Origin of the sequence: Vescimonas coprocola, from assembly GCF_018408575.1 — a bacterium.
GTDB lineage: Bacteria > Bacillota > Clostridia > Oscillospirales > Oscillospiraceae > Vescimonas > Vescimonas coprocola.
This window is the reverse complement of sequence record NZ_AP023418.1, coordinates 1,427,547-1,445,495: the sequence shown is the minus strand read 5'-3', so window position 1 is coordinate 1,445,495 and position 17,949 is coordinate 1,427,547. Positions and strand designations below refer to the sequence as shown.

Sequence of the window (17,949 nt, the reverse complement as noted above, 5' to 3'; positions counted from 1 at the left end):
TGCTATACTGAATCCATTAACCTGTGCATCAAGGAGCCGCTTATGAAACGTGTCGCCAGTATTCAGGATATTTCGTGTCTGGGCCGCTGCTCGCTGACGGTGGCGCTGCCTGTGATCTCCGCCATGGAGGTGGAGTGCGCCATTCTGCCCACCGCCGTACTCAGCGCCCACACCATGTTCCCGGACATCCTCTGCCGGGACCTGACGGCGGATATCCTGCCCATCGCCCGATACTGGCAGAGCCAGCAGGTGCGGCTGGACGCCGTCTACACCGGCTATCTGGCCTCTCCCCGACAGGTGGAGGATGTCTGCCAGGCGTTGGAGGTGCTGGCGGGGCCGGATACCCTACGCTTCGTGGACCCGGCCATGGCCGATGGGGGAGCGCTCTACACGGGCTTTGACGAGGATTTTCCCCGCCACATGGCCCGCTTGGTGGCGCAGGCGGACGTGGTGACACCCAATCTCACAGAGGCCTGCCTGCTGACGGGGACCCCCTACCGGGAGGACTACGACTTGCCTCAACTGCGGGATATCCTGCGGAAGCTGGCGGAGCTGGGTCCCCGTCACGTGGTGCTGACCGGCGTCCCCTATGGCCCGGATAAGTTGGGCGTGCTGGCCTATACCCCGGCGGAGGATCGCTTCTTTGAATACGGCAGCCGCCGCATTGACGCCCATTTCCCCGGCACGGGGGATCTCTTCTCCTCCGCCTGCGTAGGTGCTCTGATGCGGGGCAAGCCGCTGGAGGAGGCCCTGCGTTTGGCGGTGGATTTCACGCTGCTGTGCATCCAAGTCACCTGCCGGGATGAAAGCGCCCCGTGGTACGGGGTGGAGTTTGAAAAAGCACTGCGGTATCTCCCAGAGCTGCTGGAGCGATAAAAACAGGAGGGAAAAGCCATGTTTCGAGACATCCGGAAGAAGAAAAATCAGATCAGCACGGAGGCAGCGGAGCAGCTTCTGATTCAGGCCCGCCGGGGCGTTCTGGCCGTAAACGGCCGGGAGGGCTACCCCTACGCCATCCCCATCAACTACTATTACGACCGGGAGGCGCAGAAAATTTACTTCCACGGCGCCCGTGCCGGCCACAAGGCGGAGGCCATCCGGGCCTGCGATAAGGTGTGCTTCACCGTCTACGGCAGTGAGACGATCCGGGAGGAGGCGTGGGCGCCGTACCTCCGGAGCGTCGTGGTGTTCGGCCGGTGTCGCCTGCTGGAGCAGAGCCTGGAGACTATGGCGCTGCTAAAGCGCTTCGCCATGAAGTATTACCCGGAGGAGCAGTTGGCGGACGAGGAGATCCGGCAGGATGGCGCTGCCGCCCAGCTCTTCGAGATCGAGATCCACCACCTCAGCGGAAAAGAAGTGCAGGAGAAGTAAGCATATCCTCCCCGGTATGCAGCTGCCGGAACCGCAAAAGAAAAACAGCACCCGCAGGCCCAATGGGTCTGCGGGTGCTGTTGGTGCCGGTGACCGGACTCGAACCGGTACGCTGTCGCCAGCGGTGGATTTTGAGTTATTTGCTTCACAGGGAATACAAACGAACTCAACCCCTTATGGAGGTCGCTAACGGACACCAAAAGCGTTGCAAACACTACTACTTTTGAAACTGGTGTGTAAAAAAGCTCCGTTTCGTCTGCCATTTCCGTACTTTTCAATTTTGACGGAAATTTTGGATTTTGGAGGGACATCGGAGGGATGTAACCCCAAAAGGGAGCACAACAACACACGCAATAGATTCATAAATCACAAACGATATTATAGCGTATTCCTCTGCCATTGACAACACATTTTCCGAAAAAGAGGTACTGCTATGAAAACACGCGCACATTATGAAAAACTTTTCGCTTCATATCCCGATGTTGTTACTCTGCCCGAATTTCAAACAATGCTGGGTGGTATCGGTGACAGTACAGCCCGAAAAATCATGCGAGCAAATAAGGTCAAACACTTTTACATAAGATGTACCTATCTTATACCCAAAGCCTGTGTGATAGATTATGTATTGAGCGAAGATTATGCCAAATACAGTAAAACACTCAAAGCGAGGGTTTAACCATTAAGCCATTTGCAGAAATGCAGGTGGCTTTTTTCATACCCGTACATAGCCGCCTGCTTCGCCGCAGGCGGCTAAATCTATGTAAAGGAGGAACCCCATATGGCGAATTGCAAAGTGATCGCGGTGACGAACCAAAAGGGAGGCGTGGGTAAAACCACGACCACCGCCAATCTCGGCATCGGACTGGCACAGGAGAACAAGCGGGTCTTGCTGATCGACGCCGATGCGCAAGGCTCCCTGACGCTTTCCCTCGGCTACCCGAAGCCGGATGAGCTGCCCGTGACGCTGGCGGATGTGATGCAGAATGTGATCGACGACACGCCCATGCCGGACAGCTACGGTATTTTGCACCATGGCGAAGGCGTAGACCTGCTCCCTGCGAACATCGACTTGTCGGGCATGGAAATTCGGCTCATCAACGCTATGAGCCGAGAGAGCGTACTGCGGACATATATCAATTCGGTCAAACCCCATTACGACTATATCCTCATTGACTGTATGCCCTCGCTCGGTATGATGCCGATCAACTCACTGGCCGCAGCGGACAGCGTGATCATTCCGTCGCAGCCGTCGTTTCTGTCGGCAAAGGGGCTGGATCTGCTGATGCAGTCCATCGCAAAGGTCAAACGGCAGATCAATCCCAAGCTGAAAATTGACGGCATCCTTTTTACGATGGTGGACAGCCGTACCAACGAGGCGAAGGAGATCATCGCTTCTCTGCGCGCCCACTACGGCGAGAAGATCCGTGTGTTTGGAACGGAAATACCCTTTTCCGTCCGAGCCGCAGAAACCAGCGGCCGGGGCAAGAGCATCTTTGCCCACGACAAGAACGGCAAGGTCGCCGCCGCATACCGTGCGCTGACAAAGGAGGTGTTGGAGATTGAGCGTAAAAACGAGAGATTTAGGGATGACGCCGCTCGATGACCTGTTCTCCACCGATGAAAGCCGTGCGGAATCGCAGCTTGAAAAGGTCGTGACGCTGAATCCTGCCGAGATCTCCGACTTCCCGAATCACCCGTTCAAGGTCAAACAGGACGAGGCAATGGCAGAGATGGTCGAGAGCGTCCGAAAATACGGTGTGTTAGTTCCGGCTCTTGTCCGCCCGAAAGCGGACGGCGGCTATGAAATGGTGGCAGGTCACAGGCGCAAGTTTGCGGCAACCTTGGCAGAGCTGCCGGAGATTCCCTGTATCGTCCGTGATCTCACCGATGATGAAGCGACCATTATCATGGTGGACAGCAACCTGCAACGGGAAACGATCCTGCCGTCCGAAAAGGCATTTGCCTATAAAATGAAGCTGGATGCGATGAAACGGCAAGTAGGCAGACCAAGCAAGGAAAATTCTGTCCCAGTGGGACAGAATTTCGATGGTAAAACATCAAGGGAGCTGCTGGCGGCTAAATCGCCGGATAGCAATACCCAAATCCAACGCTATATCCGTCTGACCGAGCTGATCCCCTCCATCCTGCAAATGGTGGACGACGGGAAAATCGCTTTCCGCCCTGCCGTGGAGCTTTCCTACCTTTCTTCAAAGCAGCAGGAAGCCCTGTACAGCACCATGGAATGTGAGGACTGCACGCCGTCTTTGGCGCAGGCCATCAAAATGAAGGAGTTTAGCAAGGACGGCAAGCTGACCGAGGAAGTCATCCTCTCCATCATGCAGGAGGAAAAGCCGAATCAGAAAGAGCAGTTCAAAATGTCGAAAGAGCGTATCAGCAAATATTTTGCGCCGGGGACGCCCGCACAGAAAATCGAAGATACCATTATTAAGGCTTTGGAGCTATACCGCAAACGGCAGCGTGATCGTGAAGCCGAAAGGTAGAATTTCACTACCAAGGGACAGCCATACCCATTTCCGATGAGTGTACGGCGGTGTTTGCTTGTTCCCCCTCTCCACACCTCTCCCCCTCAAAAACTACCTGTACTTCCCGAAAAAGAGAAATTACAAGAGGCGGCAGTTCTTGCAGCTTTGCCATTTTCGGCGGCAGACCGTACAATGAAACGGCAAAGGAGGTTTGCGAACATGAGAAAAACGTGGATGATTGCCGCTTTCGCGATGCTGGCTCTTTCTGTTTCGGGCTGTGCAAATGCAGAGCATTCCGAGGGGACGCCATCTTCGGAGAAAACGGTCATGACCGAGCCTGTGCAAAGCATTGTGCCGCAGGCGCGCACAACCGTTTCTGTTTCGGAAAGTACAGAAATTTCCGCAGAGAGCACCGCAGAACCCGAAACGGCGGAAATGCCGTCGGTGGCTTCAACATCTGCCGCAGACAGAACACCGCTGCCGATAGAGAGCAGCACCATAGAGCCTGCGCCGCCGAAAGCATCCGAGCCGCCACCGGCAGCACCCACCGATCCGCCGATGCAGGAAACCGAACCGCCTGCCGCAGAAGAACCTGCCGAGCCGAAGTTTGATATTCAGACTTGGATCGACTACACCAAAGCCTATGCCGAAAGCGTGGGACTGCGGCCGGAAAGCACGGCGGTCGATTGCTGGGATACACCTATTGATGCAGATGCGGACTGTATCTATCTTGAACGGGATATTTGTTCCCGTCTGAATCGCTATGCCGCAGATGAAACCATCACGGATATTTGGGTATGGTGCGAAGCAGTCAGCACCAACAGCCATCTGCTCTATATCGGGTACGCGTAATTTCACACACAGAAGGAAGCATCGCAGTAATGCGGTGCTTTTTTCATGTCAACAAGGAGGTAAACAAATGAAAAAGTTTTATCGCAGGAGCATTTCGGGGCTTTTGGCTCTATTGATCTGCTTCACTACTATTCTTGGAAGCAGTGTGACTGCCCTTGCCACATCGGTTCCGGCGGAAACGGCAAAGTCCTATTCTGTGGCATTTCCCAGAAACGGAGATGCAAATCTGGATACCAGCGGCACATGGGGACATGATGAACTTCATTATATGAACGGCTGGACATCCGGCGAAAAAACATGGATGACAACACTGCACACTATTGGGGACTTTAACGGCCCGGCCTGTTATTGCATTGAACCGGGCGTACCCCGTCTGCTGGAAAGAACTTACACCCGCTATGGCGAAGATTATTGGAAGGACTACCCATCCGAGTGCAACAGTACCATTGATGCCGATACGATCAAGACGCTGCTGGGACGGATCATGCAGTACGGTTATCAGGGCAATCTGTCTCTCGGCTGGCGTTCACAGAATAATGCAGATGCCGACAAGTTGGCGCACATGATGGCAACACAGGTTTTGGTATGGGAAACCGTTGTCGGTGAGCGTGATGCAAACTTTAACCATGTTGACCCCGGCAGAGCTGATGCCGTGAAATCCGTTTATCGGACAAGCCATCCGCTGTACAGCCGTTTTTCTGCTTATTATGACAGTATGGAAGCCAGTGTGAAAAAACACACCATCCTTCCAAGCTTTATGGCCCGAAGCACAGGCAAGGCTCAGACCGTTGAGATGAATTGGGACGGTAGCCGTTATACGACCACTCTGACCGACACCAACGGTGTGCTGAGTGATTATACCTTTTCCTCAGAGCAGACCGGAATCGATTTTACGACCCGTGGTAATACACTGACGATCACCGCCGAAGCGGCACCTACAAAGCCCTTGATAATCTCGGCTACCAAAACCAATATTCGCAAAGGCGTTGTGGTGTGGAGTGACGGCCATTACGGCCCCGACGGAACAATGCAGGATGTGGTCACTTACAGCGCCACGATCAGCGATCCCGTCAAAGCCTATCTTAACCTGAAAGTGTCCTACGGCAGCACCAAGATCATCAAGACAAGTGAGGACGGCAAGGTCGAGGGCATTTCCTTTACAATCACCGGCAATGGCGTGAACAAGACCGTTACGACGGGTGCGGGCGGTGTCATTCAGATCGACAACCTTGCCCCCGGCGTTTACACCGTCACCGAGCAGAGCTGCGACAAATACGAGCCGCAGGAGGTGCGCCGTGTCACTGTCGTCAGCGGTCAGGTGGCAACGGTCAATTTCAATAATACCTTGAAGCGCGGAACCCTCATTGTGACCAAGACCTCCGAGGACGGCTTGAACGAGGGCGTGAAATTCCACCTCTACGGCACTTCACTTTCGGGGCTTGCGGTGGATGAATACGCCGTGACCGACAGCACGGGCAAAGCCGTATTTTCCGATGTGCTGATCGGCACGGGCTATACGCTGGAGGAAGTCGATACGGCGATCCGCTATGTCGTCCCCGCAAATCAGACGGCGGCGGTGGAATGGAACACCGTCACAAACAAGAGCTTTACGAACATTCTGAAAAAGTGGAATGTGACCGTCACCAAGAGCGACGCCGAAACGGGTCTGCCGCAGGGCGATGCCACCCTTGCCGGTGCCGTCTACGGCATCTATAAGGGCGACCAGCTTGTGGACGCCTACACTACGGATGCCAACGGGCAGTTCACCACGAAATACTATGTCTGCGGCGACGACTGGACCATCCGTGAGATCACGCCCTCCGAGGGCTATCTGCTGGACAGCGCCGTTTATCCCATCGGCGCAGAGGCAAAGAACTACACCATGGAATACAACACCACGGCAAACGATGTGACCGAGCAGATCATCAAGGGCAGAATCGCCATCATCAAGCACACCGACGACGGCGAAACCCAGCTTGAAACGCCGGAGGCCGGAGCGGAGTTTGCGGTTTTCCTGAAAACCGCAGGCTCTTATGACAGCGCTAAGGCATCCGAGCGTGACTATCTGATCTGCGATGAAAACGGCTATGCGGTCACAAAAGATCTGCCCTACGGCATCTATACGGTGCATCAGACCAAGGGCTGGGACGGCCGTGAGCTGCTTGCCGATTTCGATGTGTATATCGCCAAGGACGGGCAGACCTATCGCTACCTTGCCAACAACCGCAATTTTGAGAGTTACATCAAGATCGTCAAGGTGGATGCCGAAACGGGCAAGGTCATTCCGCTGGCAGGCGCAGGCTTCCGGCTCTACCGCCCGGACAGGTCGCTCATTACGCAGACTTTCACCTATCCCGAAGTCACCACCATTGACACCTTTTATACGAACAGCGACGGCTATCTCATTACACCCGAAAAGCTGGAATATGGCACGGGCTATTCGCTGGTGGAGGTTTCCGCCCCCTGCGGCTACACGCTGAACAGTGAGCCAATCTATTTTGATGTGACCGCCGACAACGCCACGGAGGAAAACACCGTTACGGTGGTCGAGGTCACGAAGCCAAACACGGCGCAAAAAGGCGTGATCCGAATCAACAAGAGCGGAGAGGCCTTTTCTTCCGTCACCGAGGCGGACGGCATCTATCAGCCGGTGTTTGCGGTCAAGGGGCTTGAGGGTGCAGTCTATGAGATCACCGCTGCCGAGGACATCATCACGCCGGACGGCACGCTCCGCTATGCGGCCGGAGCGGTCGTCGATACCGTGACCACCGACGAAACGGGGCTTGCCGAAAGTAAGCCGCTGTATCTCGGCAAATACGAGGTCAAGGAAATCACTGCACCCACCGGCTATGTGCTGAACACCGAAATCCACACGGCAGAGCTTGTCTACGCCGGGCAGGAGGTCGAGATCACCGAAACCGCTGCCGACTTCTGCAACGAGCGCCAGAAAGCCGCCGTTTCTCTGGATAAGGTCTTGGAGCAGGACGAGCGCTTCGGCATCGGCAAAAACGGTGAGCTTTCCGCCGTGACCTTTGGGCTGTTCGCCGCCGAGGAGCTGACCGCCGCTGACGGCAGCATCATTCCTGCCGACGGTCTGCTGGAGATCGTGTCGATGGACGAAAACGGTCACGCTGTCTGCAAGACCGATCTGCCGTTTGGCAGCTATTATCTCAAAGAGTTGTCCACGGACGGACACTATATCCTCTCCGATGAAAAGTACCCCATCGTGTTTGAGTACGCCGGGCAGGACACGGCACTGGTGGAAATCAAGGCAAACGGCGGCGCACCCATCGAAAACAAACTGCTCTACGGCGAGATCCGCGGGCTGAAAAAGAACGAGGGCGGCAGCGGCCTTGCCGGTGCGCTGATCGGGCTGTTCCGTGCGGACTGCACCGAGTTTACGACGGAAAACGCCATTTTGACTGCCACCTCTGCCGAGGACGGCAGTTTTTCTTTTACCCGTGTACCTTATGGCAACTGGATCGTGCGGGAGATCGAAGCCCCGACCGGCTTTGTGCTGTCGGAGAAAGCCTATCCCGTGACCGTCGATGCGGACTGTGCGGTGATCGAGGTGGAGATTGAAAACACCTGCATCCGTGGCACGGTACAGCTCACTAAAACCGACCGGGACTATCCCGACAACAAGCTGACGGGTGCGGAGTTCACCGTTTACCGTGACAGCAATGACAATAAGGAGCTGGATGCCGACGATGAACGGCTTGGCACACTCACCGAAACCGGCATCGGCGTTTATGAAATGTCCGATCTGCTCTACGGTGGCTATTTCGTCAAGGAAACGAAAGCGCCGGCGGGCTTCTATCTGGACGATAACGCCTACTATTTTGAGATCGTCGAGGACGGAAAGACCGTGACGGTGGAGAACGAGGCCGGAAAGGGCTTTGTCAATGCGCCGCAGGTCGGCTCTCTGAAAATCATCAAAACTTCCTCAGACGGCAAAATTGAGGGCTTCTCGTTCCGAGTCACCGGACCGAACGGCTATGTCGGCGTATTCACCACCGACAAAAACGGCGAGATCATCATTGAAAATCTCCGCATCGGTGAATATGTGGTGTCCGAGGTGTCGGACGGCGCATCTTCCGCCTATGTGCTGCCCGCTGACAAGACGGCATCCGTATTTGAAGGTGCGGTGACGCAAGTGGAGATGCACAATGAACTTCGTGACACGCCGAAAACCGGGGATGACAGCAACCCCGCCCTGTGGCTTGCCCTGCTCGGCATTTCCGCTGCGGGCGCTGCTGTGCTGGGCGTAGTCGGATTCAGAAAACGCAGAAAGGAGGGTGCAGAGTAATGGAACTGAAAACCATTCTGGCGATCGGGCTGGTCGTATTCATCGTCGGCGCTTTGATCTTCCTGAAGATCAGAGCCAAGAAGAAGTGAGCCTTGGGGCAGCGGCTTTCGCTGCCCCTTTTACATATCCCGAAAACAAAAAAGGAGGCAAAATTATGGTTCATTTCTTTGATTCGGACATAGCAAAAAAATACGGAGTCAATGCGGCGGTGCTGGCCTGCTTCCTTTGGGATTGTATCGAGCAGAAAAGCACCGAGTCGCCGCAGCTCCACGAGGGTAAGGCCTGGGTGCGGTGTTCGGTGCAGATGATGACGGGATTCTTTCCGTTTCTGTCCTATGACGAGATCCACTACGCCCTGAAACGGCTGGTCAAAGGGCGGGTTCTCACCAAAGGACGGTTCAACGAAAGCCGTTTTGACCGCACGAACTGGTACGCCTTTACCGAGTTCGGACAATTTCTGATGACGGAAAGCGAGGGACGGACGCAATGAAGGACGGCAGACACATCATTTGGAGCAACGACATTGACTACGACGACTGGCGGGAGGACTTGGAGGAGCAGTACCCCGACCTCACCGAAGCCGAGCGCATGGAGCTAATGTATGAGTTGAACGGCGACTATCTGGATGACGAGCGCTCCAATCTGGACATTCAGCTCTCCCGTCCCATTCTCGTTGTCGGTGATCTGGGGCTTTGGAACGGCCGTCGCATGGGGTATAAGGAGATTCCGAGCGGCAATATCCGGGACTGCCTTTACAACGAACGGGACATAGATTACAGCACTTGGTATGTGGATAAAAACGGCGACTTCCGCTGTGACGCCATCCATCACGACGGCACGAACCATTACCTCTACCGTGCCTATAAGGATGGCGTGAGCGACACGCAGATCGAGAATCTGAAAGAAAAAATCTACCGGGGCATTGCCACCCGTGCGGACATTACAAGAGTGACCCGCAGGCTGGGCGACGAGATCGCCCATGTTTACGGCTTTCTCATTCCCCGCAGGCAGGCGCCGGTACAGGAGCGATAACGGAGGCAAACGATCATGATGAATATAGCAGATACAAGGGACTGTGCCTTTGAAGCCTTTGTTACCAACCTCGGCAAATACAACGAGGGCTGTTTGGTGGGCGAATGGGTCAAGTTCCCCGTGACAAATGAAGAAATGCAGGTGGTTTTCCGGCGCATCGGCATCGGCCGCCGCTATGAAGAATGGTTCATCACCGATTACGACTGCCCGGACACGGCCATCGGCAAGGTGCTGGGCGAATACGAAAGCCTGAGCGAGCTGAATTATCTTGCCGGGCAGATCATGGAGATGCGGGAGAGCAGCGAGTTCTGGCAGGCGGTTTTGGACTTGGGCGAGAACACCGGCAGTGTGCAGGAGCTGATCAACCTGACCGAGAACCTGGACTGCTTTGATTACCTGTCCGGCGTGCGGAATGACTACGATCTCGGCTATTACTGGATCGAGGAAAGCGGCTGCTATGACACAAGCAGCCTCGGCGCACTGGCAAACTATATCGACTATGAGAGCTTCGGACGGGATATTCGGTATGAAGAAGGCGGCGTGTTCGGAGATAACGGATATGTGCGGTCAAACGGCGGCCGCTTCGTGGACATCTACGACGGCGACATCGAAAACATCCCAGACGAATACCGGGTCAGTTCACCCGCTCTTCCTGTCCGCTCCGCAGTCACACGGCAGACGGAACAGCCCGAACGATAAAATTTGCACCTTTGATATTGCCTTACGGTTTGGGTATAGTATAATAAAAACGATAAGGAAGTGAGCACCATGAGCGACAGCTATTTTGACCTGCCATCCCGCATCGAGGATGCCTTTGCGGAGATCGACAGTGATATTGTGATGGATTTGCTGAATACCGACGAGGACTACGCCGCGCTTTCCGACCGTATGGACAAGCTGAAAACACAGTACCCCGTCATCGACAAAATGAATGAGGACAGCGGCGAGATCCGCATGACCGCAGAGGAGCATCGGGCGTATGTGGACTATCTGAACCTTGCCCGCCAAATGGAGGACATGGAGCGGCAGCACATTTACTTCTGCGGACATACCGATGCCGTGGCCTACCTCAAAAAAATCAAAGCGATCTGACGCAGACGGCACGGAAACCCCGTGCCGTTTTCTCATATTACTGCCTATTCAGATGTTCTATGTACATATGTTTCCAAGAAGTATATGCAGATAATTCGGATGGCGGCTTGTTTTTCTGCACATAATATGCTATAATTATGTGCAGAAAGGCTGGTGCTGTATGAGAAAATTCGATTACTCCTTTTTGAATAACGGTTTGCTGCCTGCAAACCTTGTGAACCTCACTTCCAATATTGCGGCGCTCAAAACCATGGCAGGCGTGCGCAAGGACGAATACACGCAGATTTTTACGGAGCTGGAAGCTGTCGCAAAGGTGCAGTCCATCAAAAGTTCTAACGCCATTGAGGGCATTGTGACCAGCGACGAGCGTATCGCCGCCATTGTCAATCAGAACAGCGCCCCGCTGAACCACAACGAGGCGGAGATTGCCGGATACAGAGATGCACTGAACGAGATCCACTTGGGATACGAACATATTGACTTCCGGCAGAGCGATATTCTGCGGCTGCACGAAATGATGATGAGCTTTGCAGGCTATGAGTACGGCGGACAGTACAAAATGGACGATAATGTGATTCTGGAAATTGACGCAGACGGAAACCGCCGTGTCCGCTTCCGCCCTACGCCTGCAAGCGAAACCCCGAAAGCAATGGAGCAGTTGGAGCTTGCCTATCTGGACGCCCGAAGCGATGCGAATATCAACCAACTTCTTTTGATCCCCTGTGTGATACTGGACTTTCTCTGCATCCACCCGTTCCGGGACGGCAACGGCAGAATGTCTCGCCTGCTTTCCCTGCTGCTGTTATACAAAAATGGATTTGACGCCGGTAAATATGTGTCCTTTGAGGAGCAGATCAACAATTACAAGGCGTATTATTACGAAGCCCTGCGGCAGTCCTCGGCAGGATGGGAAACGAATGAGAACTCCTATTTCCCCTTTATCGAGAATTTCCTGTCCACCCTTTATATGTGTTATAAGGAGTTGGACAAGCGGTTTGCGGTGGTACACGGCAAGAAGATCACGAAGAAGGCCCGTGTGGAGGCAACAGTCCTGAATAGCCTGACGCCGCTATCCAAAGCCGAGATTTGCAAAATCCTACCCGATGTCAGCCCCACAACCGTCGAAGCCGTCCTCGGCGCAATGGTCAAGACCGGCTCCGTAAAGCGGATCGGTGCAGGACGAACGACACGGTATATTAAGGCATAATACAGGGTGAATATAATGGATGTATTATCTTTTGAGACCGAGGTAAGACAACTGATAGGATTGCAGCAAGAAGGGGAATATTGGGATTTCAAAAAAGAGTGGCATCAAAATAAGGCAGATTTACTACACGATATTATATGTATGGCGAATAATGTTTCTAATCAAGACGGGCTTATTATTATTGGCGTTGATGAAGAAAATGATTATTCTATTTGTGATGTCATAAACGACCCAAACAGAAGAAAAACACAAGATATTGTTTCATTTTTGCGAGAGAAAAAATTTGCTGGAGGTATCCGTCCAACAGCATATGTCCAACCAGTCACTTTGTGGAAAAAGACAATTGATATTATTGTTATTCGTAATGATCGCAATACCCCTTACTATTTAACAGAACAATACCAAGGTGTATTTGCTAATAATATTTACGCTCGGATAATGGATACAAATACTCCGAAAAATGCATCAGCAGATATAAATATCATAGAGAAACTATGGAAAAAACGGTTCGGAATTGATGCGACAGCTCTGGATCGCGCCTTGCTTTTTTTGCAAAAGCCTTACGATTGGGTGGATTCTAATGACGGCAAAAAGTTTTATAAGTATGCTCCTGAATTTACACTCGAAGATATTCAAGCTGAGGATGGTAGAGATGGTTATGAATTTTATCTGTTCAATCAGTGTGATTCTCGTCCTCGGTGGTATGACATAAATATTTACCATCATCAGACTTTATTATATTCTTTGGGTGGCGTGGCTTTGGACGGCGGTAGATGTTTCACTTCGACCCCTCGGACAGACGGACTTTCCCTATATAAGGACAGTTATCATCACTGGGATGTTTCATACAAGTATTTTATAAAAGATTCTATAGAATACACTATTCACCAGTTTTATATTACAGATAATATGGACGAGGAATTAACTGCTCGGCAAAGATTTTTGGAATGCGTACTTATTTTTGAAACTGAATTTGAAAGGACAAAATTCAATGCTTTTGTCATAGGCAATTATGAAAGATACAATATTGACGCATTTAGTGATCGCCTACCCCATTTCCCTGATTTAGAGGGTTATAATATGGACGCATTCAAAAAAGACTACTTACAATCTCAGCTTTTGCAGCAAATGTTAAAGGATTTCAGAAGCTAAAGGAGGCTATGTTTATGAGCGAATCATTTATTCCTGCATCGGAATTTGAAACAGCAAGTAACGCCGTCAGTAATATTTTAGGACAGCCTGTTGAGGAAATAAAAATTACTGACATATTGCCACCGCTTAATGATATAGCTGATTCGAACAAAGTATTTAAGGGAAAACTTTCGGTTCTGTTTGTAGATATGAGGAAATCCACCGATTTGACAGATGAATTGAAATCTAAAAAAATGGTGAAAGTTTATCGCTCATTTATTCGTATCGTTATCCAAGCAATTCGGTATTCGGGCGGATATACACGACAATTTGCCGGTGACGGAATTATGGGCATCTTTCAGAATAGCAATGTGGACGGCCAAAATATTTCTTCATCTTGTAAAGCAATAAAAGCGGCACGATATATCCATACTCTGATTGATTTCTGCTTAAACCCCGCTCTAAAAAAATCTATGGATATTTGTATTGGCTGTGGAGTTGGTATTTGTACAGGGACAATTATGATTACAAAGGTCGGAATGCGCGGAAAAGAGAGTAATAAAACGGCCGAAAATGAAACGGGTATCGTTTGGGTCGGCTCAACAACAAATTACGCCAATCGGTATTGTAGTTTGGCTCACCCTTGCGAAATATTCATAGATGAAAACACATATTCAGAAATTGAAGATTCAGAAATATGGACTAAAACAAGCCGAACAAAGGGTAATAAAGTTTTTGAAGGATATGCAGTCAGCGAACATTACCTGTCACTGCCAGAAGAAATCACAGCAGAAGCAGTTAAGGCAGATACAGAGAATGATTCTGAGGCTTCGTTCATACAAAACATTTTCGCTGAAACGCAGGAAAAGGCTCTTTTGCTTGTTGATGAAATCAGCAAAAAATCCGCAGAGTTAGCGATTGCATTAGAGGAAGCCAAAAAACGAGAAGGTCAAGCAATCGCTCGTGATAATGAGTCGCGTAAGGAAAATATTAGGCTTCAACAATGGCAAAACAAATTAAATTCCAAACAAGCAGATGTTGACCGTCAGGAACAAAAGAATAAAGAGCAGGCTTATTCTATACATAAAAGCATTTTTTCAGAAACATTTTGCAAAAGTGACCTTATAAAGGAATTCGGAAAAGATCATTGGCTTGAATTTATCGGCAAAATGTATGAATTAGGAAAAGAAATTGGCAAGTCACAGCTTGAAGTTAAAATCGATTTAGATTGTTATCTTATAGGAATATATCGTTGCTTCGGCATGTATGAAGAAGCATATGAAATTTTATGTGTTCAAGCTGAACACTCAAGTTGGTTAAACCAATATATCCTTGAGGATGTTGTAAAACAGTCTGGACACTGGTTTAAATTAAAAGGTATTCTTGAAAAACGAGTTTACGAGGGTAAAGATTACCGAGAATGTTTAGATAAATTAAAATCAATGGGATATTAGGAGGGGTATCGTGGAGAGCAAAAGGACGCACGATGAGTTGAAAGAAATTCTTGATAGGAATACGGCATGGATAGAAAACTGTGATTCTAAAACATCTATCATTTTGGGGAGCTTTGGTGTTATAGCGGGAATTTTTCTTGCCACCGACTATGTTTCAAAATTTAAGAGCATATTATGCCATATGGCAAGCCGTGTCAGTTTTTGGACGGTCGTATATATCATTTTCTGCATTTTGTCAATAAGTCTTATACTTACTGGTTGTGTATGTTGGCTTACTGTGTTATTCGCAAGAGTAAATCCTGATAAGTTCTATAATAGAGGCATTAAATCAGATTCACTTATCTTCTTTTCATCAATTGCAAAACACAAATCATTATCATCATATAAGCGGGATTTAGAGAAATGCGGAACAAAACAGATGGACGAAGATTTAATATCTCAAATATATATCTGCTCGATAATTTGCGATAAAAAATTCAAATACTACAAGTTGGGATTGTTTCTTGCTTCAATAGGTTCGATCTTATTTGCAGTATTAATTTTAATTGGTTTATTGATTATATGAAATATACTTTTGGTCGGAGATGGTTGGTTTTGAATTGGAACAATATTTGGGAAAGTACAATTAGTGGCATTTTTGTGGTCATATTTGGTGGCATATCAGCGTGGTTGGCATACATACTCGGTATTCGAGGAAAGGAAAAATCACAAATTGCATCGCGCAGGAAGCAAGAAATATATATTCCTCTTAAATATGAAATGAAGACACTAATGGAAATGAATGATATTTGGAGAGATATTAATATTCCTGAAACCGATAATATACTTGCAAAAAATGATGAACTTGTAGTCAGCGAAGAGCTATATAAAAAATGTCAAAAACTTTCCGATGTTATTGCTCGTTATAAAAGTATAAATATGTACAATGTAGTTGCCGACATTCTATCTGATAGATTCAAGGAAAAATATGCTCAGCTATATGGCTCAATAACGCATATTGAGCACATATGCCAACCTGATTATGAGGATGATTTTGAAGTCGAAGACCCAGAGATAATTGCATTTTATGAAACAATAAGAATAAAAAGCAATATTGACAACCTTATGAAAAACGATGTTGGTTATGAAGAATATTGCCGTCAAGAAAATTATGTAAGTCCATTAGAAGAATATTTCGCAAGAATATGTGCCTCAGTGTTGCCGCACGGAGAAAAAACATATCAAGGCATCCAGCTAATTGATGAGGCTCTTGCACAAAAGAAGAAAACGCCTGCAGAGTACATTGCTTATGATTTCGATTTCTTCACCATCTATAATAAAAATGTTAAAGTACAAGAAAAGGAAATGCTTTTGGATGAAATCAAGGAACTTGCTTTGGATCTATATGAGAATTTAATGATAAAAATCAGAAATATCGGAAATAGGTACGAAAAAGAATAAGCCAATTTTGCATTCACATCTCATACATAGCCGAGAGGTTTTCATGTTGAAAGCCCCTCGGCTATTTTTATGTCAGAACGGAGGTGAAACATATGCCATATATCCCGCCGGAGGTGGTGGCGCAGGCCCGTGAGATGGATCTGCTGACCTATCTGCGGACTTATGAGCCGCAGGAGTTGGTGCATTTCGGAGGCGGCACCTACTGCACCCGTGAGCACGACAGCTTAAAAATCTCTAACGGCAAATGGTGCTGGTTTTCCCGTGGAATCGGCGGCTATTCTGCGCTGGACTATCTCATTAAGGTTAAAGAGATGCCTTTTACGCAGGCAGTCGAAACCATTATGGGGAAACTGTCAGCGACGCCGCCCGCCTTTTCCCCGGCTCCGAAAGTACCGAAAGAAAAGGTGTTGCTTTTGCCGCAGGCCAACCGCAGCGCCACTCATGCCGTCGAATACCTGCACCACAGAGGGATCGACTATGAGTTGATCAATTTCTGCATTAAGACCGGCCGCCTTTATGAAAGCTACCCCTATCACAATGTAGTGTTCGTCGGTATGGATGCAGACGGAAAACCCCGCTATGCAAACCAGCGAGGGATCGGCTCGGACTTTATCGGGGATGCCAACGGCAGCGACAAGCACTATTCCTTTGGGATTCCTGCGGCGGCCACAAGCGATACGCTCCACCTTTTTGAGTCGGCGGTGGATCTACTGTCCTACGGGACGCTGCAAAAGCTGGACGACAAGGGCTGGCGCAGTGAAAACCTGCTCTCCCTCGCCGGGGTCTACAAGCCAAGGGCGAAAATCGAGGAAAGCAGTCTGCCCGCCGCATTGGTGCGGTATCTTGCCGAGCATCCCCATATCCGTCATGTGGTGCTGCGGCTTGACAACGACGCCACGGGACGAATCGCCGCAGAAACCATCAAGACCCTGCTGCCGAGGAAGTATGCGGTCACGGTGGACATCCAGCCGCCCCCGCAGGGCAAGGATTACAACGACTGCCTTTGTATGCGGCTGGGGTTGCCCATCACCAAGCGCAGAGAAAGGAGCAAAGAACGATAAACGATCTAATTTTTCAACGATGAAAGGAGTTTCTGATTATGAACGAGAAAATCAAAGTAATTCTGCTGGAACCGGGCAAGCTCGCCCGTGCTGCCGAGATCAATGCATCCCTTGCTGGGATGCAGAAAACGGTGGGTGGTCTGATCGAACCATATTATCCCTTTGAGGAACAGGTCTGTATCGTCTGCAATGAGGAAAGCAAGATCAACGGAATGCGACCGAACCGCAGTGTGAAGAACGACGACGGCGCGATGGTGGATTTCATCTTCGGCCCCGCCTTTATCTGCGATTGCCGCGGCGAAAATCTGGACAGCCTTTCCGACGAGCAGATCGACCGCTACGGCAAGATGTTTCGCTATCCCGAACACCTTGCAAGGGTGAACGGCACACTGCTCGGCATCCCGTACCGCCCGCAGCCGGAGCAAGAACGCTGATATATTTTCGGTTGGTGGCACGATGTTCGGCCTATGGGACGAACGCTATGCACTGTACCAGCAAGCATCGCCGTTGTGATACC

Annotated in this window: 18 protein-coding genes; all 18 read left to right on the top strand. The window is 50.2% G+C overall.

Features of this window, described 5'->3' with window-relative positions; all coding sequences use genetic code 11:
* Positions 1–42 precede the first annotated feature (42 nt).
* The 18 genes from KJS28_RS07130 to KJS28_RS07045 all read left to right on the top strand — a co-directional run bounded on the left by KJS28_RS07130 (position 43) and on the right by KJS28_RS07045 (position 17,866).
* On the top strand, positions 43–876 hold the full coding sequence (locus tag KJS28_RS07130) for a pyridoxamine kinase (protein WP_213540404.1): 834 nt from the start codon (positions 43–45) through the stop codon (positions 874–876).
* Between the two features lie 18 nt (positions 877–894).
* Positions 895–1,371, top strand: a complete 477-nt coding sequence (locus tag KJS28_RS07125; protein ID WP_213540403.1) for a pyridoxamine 5'-phosphate oxidase family protein — start codon at positions 895–897, stop codon at positions 1,369–1,371.
* Positions 1,372–1,804: 433 nt separating this feature from the next.
* Entirely contained in the window at positions 1,805–2,047 is a 243-nt protein-coding gene (locus tag KJS28_RS07120; RefSeq protein WP_015523942.1) for a hypothetical protein, read from the top strand.
* Positions 2,048–2,149: 102 nt separating this feature from the next.
* A complete protein-coding gene (locus KJS28_RS07115) occupies positions 2,150–2,974 on the top strand; it encodes a ParA family protein (protein ID WP_213540402.1) in 825 nt (274 codons plus the stop codon).
* On the top strand, positions 2,931–3,872 hold the full coding sequence (locus tag KJS28_RS07110; protein ID WP_430472445.1) for a ParB/RepB/Spo0J family partition protein: 942 nt from the start codon (positions 2,931–2,933) through the stop codon (positions 3,870–3,872). Before KJS28_RS07115 ends, KJS28_RS07110 begins: the two co-directional genes overlap by 44 nt.
* 201 nt (positions 3,873–4,073) lie before the next feature.
* Entirely contained in the window at positions 4,074–4,706 is a 633-nt protein-coding gene (locus KJS28_RS07105) for a hypothetical protein (protein ID WP_213540401.1), read from the top strand.
* A gap of 67 nt (positions 4,707–4,773) precedes the next feature.
* Complete coding sequence (locus KJS28_RS07100; protein WP_213540400.1) at positions 4,774–9,015, top strand: SpaA isopeptide-forming pilin-related protein; 4,242 nt, start codon at positions 4,774–4,776, stop codon at positions 9,013–9,015.
* Positions 9,016–9,169: 154 nt separating this feature from the next.
* On the top strand, positions 9,170–9,505 hold the full coding sequence (locus KJS28_RS07095) for a hypothetical protein (RefSeq protein WP_213540399.1): 336 nt from the start codon (positions 9,170–9,172) through the stop codon (positions 9,503–9,505).
* Positions 9,502–10,047: a hypothetical protein gene (locus KJS28_RS07090; RefSeq protein WP_213540398.1), complete on the top strand. Its 546-nt coding sequence runs from the start codon at positions 9,502–9,504 to the stop codon at positions 10,045–10,047. Before KJS28_RS07095 ends, KJS28_RS07090 begins: the two co-directional genes overlap by 4 nt.
* 15 nt (positions 10,048–10,062) lie before the next feature.
* Positions 10,063–10,746: an antirestriction protein ArdA gene (locus KJS28_RS07085; RefSeq protein ID WP_228298351.1), complete on the top strand. Its 684-nt coding sequence runs from the start codon at positions 10,063–10,065 to the stop codon at positions 10,744–10,746.
* A gap of 69 nt (positions 10,747–10,815) precedes the next feature.
* Complete coding sequence (locus tag KJS28_RS07080; protein ID WP_213540397.1) at positions 10,816–11,139, top strand: DUF6664 family protein; 324 nt, start codon at positions 10,816–10,818, stop codon at positions 11,137–11,139.
* A gap of 160 nt (positions 11,140–11,299) precedes the next feature.
* Complete coding sequence (locus KJS28_RS07075) at positions 11,300–12,346, top strand: Fic family protein (RefSeq protein WP_213540396.1); 1,047 nt, start codon at positions 11,300–11,302, stop codon at positions 12,344–12,346.
* A gap of 15 nt (positions 12,347–12,361) precedes the next feature.
* A complete protein-coding gene (locus KJS28_RS07070; protein ID WP_213540395.1) occupies positions 12,362–13,498 on the top strand; it encodes an AlbA family DNA-binding domain-containing protein in 1,137 nt (378 codons plus the stop codon).
* A gap of 14 nt (positions 13,499–13,512) precedes the next feature.
* Positions 13,513–14,931, top strand: coding sequence for an adenylate/guanylate cyclase domain-containing protein (locus tag KJS28_RS07065; RefSeq protein ID WP_213540394.1), 1,419 nt, complete (start codon positions 13,513–13,515; stop codon positions 14,929–14,931).
* A gap of 10 nt (positions 14,932–14,941) precedes the next feature.
* Positions 14,942–15,496, top strand: a complete 555-nt coding sequence (locus KJS28_RS07060) for a Pycsar system effector family protein (RefSeq protein ID WP_213540393.1) — start codon at positions 14,942–14,944, stop codon at positions 15,494–15,496.
* Positions 15,497–15,525: 29 nt separating this feature from the next.
* Positions 15,526–16,371: a hypothetical protein gene (locus KJS28_RS07055; RefSeq protein ID WP_213540392.1), complete on the top strand. Its 846-nt coding sequence runs from the start codon at positions 15,526–15,528 to the stop codon at positions 16,369–16,371.
* Between the two features lie 92 nt (positions 16,372–16,463).
* Positions 16,464–17,432, top strand: a complete 969-nt coding sequence (locus KJS28_RS07050; RefSeq protein ID WP_213540391.1) for a DUF3991 and TOPRIM domain-containing protein — start codon at positions 16,464–16,466, stop codon at positions 17,430–17,432.
* Between the two features lie 38 nt (positions 17,433–17,470).
* Entirely contained in the window at positions 17,471–17,866 is a 396-nt protein-coding gene (locus tag KJS28_RS07045; protein ID WP_213540390.1) for a DUF3846 domain-containing protein, read from the top strand.
* Positions 17,867–17,949 lie beyond the last annotated feature (83 nt).

Coding starts and splice junctions, on each gene's coding strand:
- KJS28_RS07045 (WP_213540390.1), top strand. CDS start 17,471: ATGAACGAGAAAATCAAAGTAATTCTGCTGGAACCGGGCAAGCTCGCC.
- KJS28_RS07095 (WP_213540399.1), top strand. CDS start 9,170: ATGGTTCATTTCTTTGATTCGGACATAGCAAAAAAATACGGAGTCAAT.
- KJS28_RS07075 (WP_213540396.1), top strand. CDS start 11,300: ATGAGAAAATTCGATTACTCCTTTTTGAATAACGGTTTGCTGCCTGCA.
- KJS28_RS07080 (WP_213540397.1), top strand. CDS start 10,816: ATGAGCGACAGCTATTTTGACCTGCCATCCCGCATCGAGGATGCCTTT.
- KJS28_RS07070 (WP_213540395.1), top strand. CDS start 12,362: ATGGATGTATTATCTTTTGAGACCGAGGTAAGACAACTGATAGGATTG.
- KJS28_RS07085 (WP_228298351.1), top strand. CDS start 10,063: ATGATGAATATAGCAGATACAAGGGACTGTGCCTTTGAAGCCTTTGTT.
- KJS28_RS07130 (WP_213540404.1), top strand. CDS start 43: ATGAAACGTGTCGCCAGTATTCAGGATATTTCGTGTCTGGGCCGCTGC.
- KJS28_RS07115 (WP_213540402.1), top strand. CDS start 2,150: ATGGCGAATTGCAAAGTGATCGCGGTGACGAACCAAAAGGGAGGCGTG.
- KJS28_RS07065 (WP_213540394.1), top strand. CDS start 13,513: ATGAGCGAATCATTTATTCCTGCATCGGAATTTGAAACAGCAAGTAAC.
- KJS28_RS07120 (WP_015523942.1), top strand. CDS start 1,805: ATGAAAACACGCGCACATTATGAAAAACTTTTCGCTTCATATCCCGAT.
- KJS28_RS07090 (WP_213540398.1), top strand. CDS start 9,502: ATGAAGGACGGCAGACACATCATTTGGAGCAACGACATTGACTACGAC.
- KJS28_RS07125 (WP_213540403.1), top strand. CDS start 895: ATGTTTCGAGACATCCGGAAGAAGAAAAATCAGATCAGCACGGAGGCA.
- KJS28_RS07050 (WP_213540391.1), top strand. CDS start 16,464: ATGCCATATATCCCGCCGGAGGTGGTGGCGCAGGCCCGTGAGATGGAT.
- KJS28_RS07100 (WP_213540400.1), top strand. CDS start 4,774: ATGAAAAAGTTTTATCGCAGGAGCATTTCGGGGCTTTTGGCTCTATTG.
- KJS28_RS07105 (WP_213540401.1), top strand. CDS start 4,074: ATGAGAAAAACGTGGATGATTGCCGCTTTCGCGATGCTGGCTCTTTCT.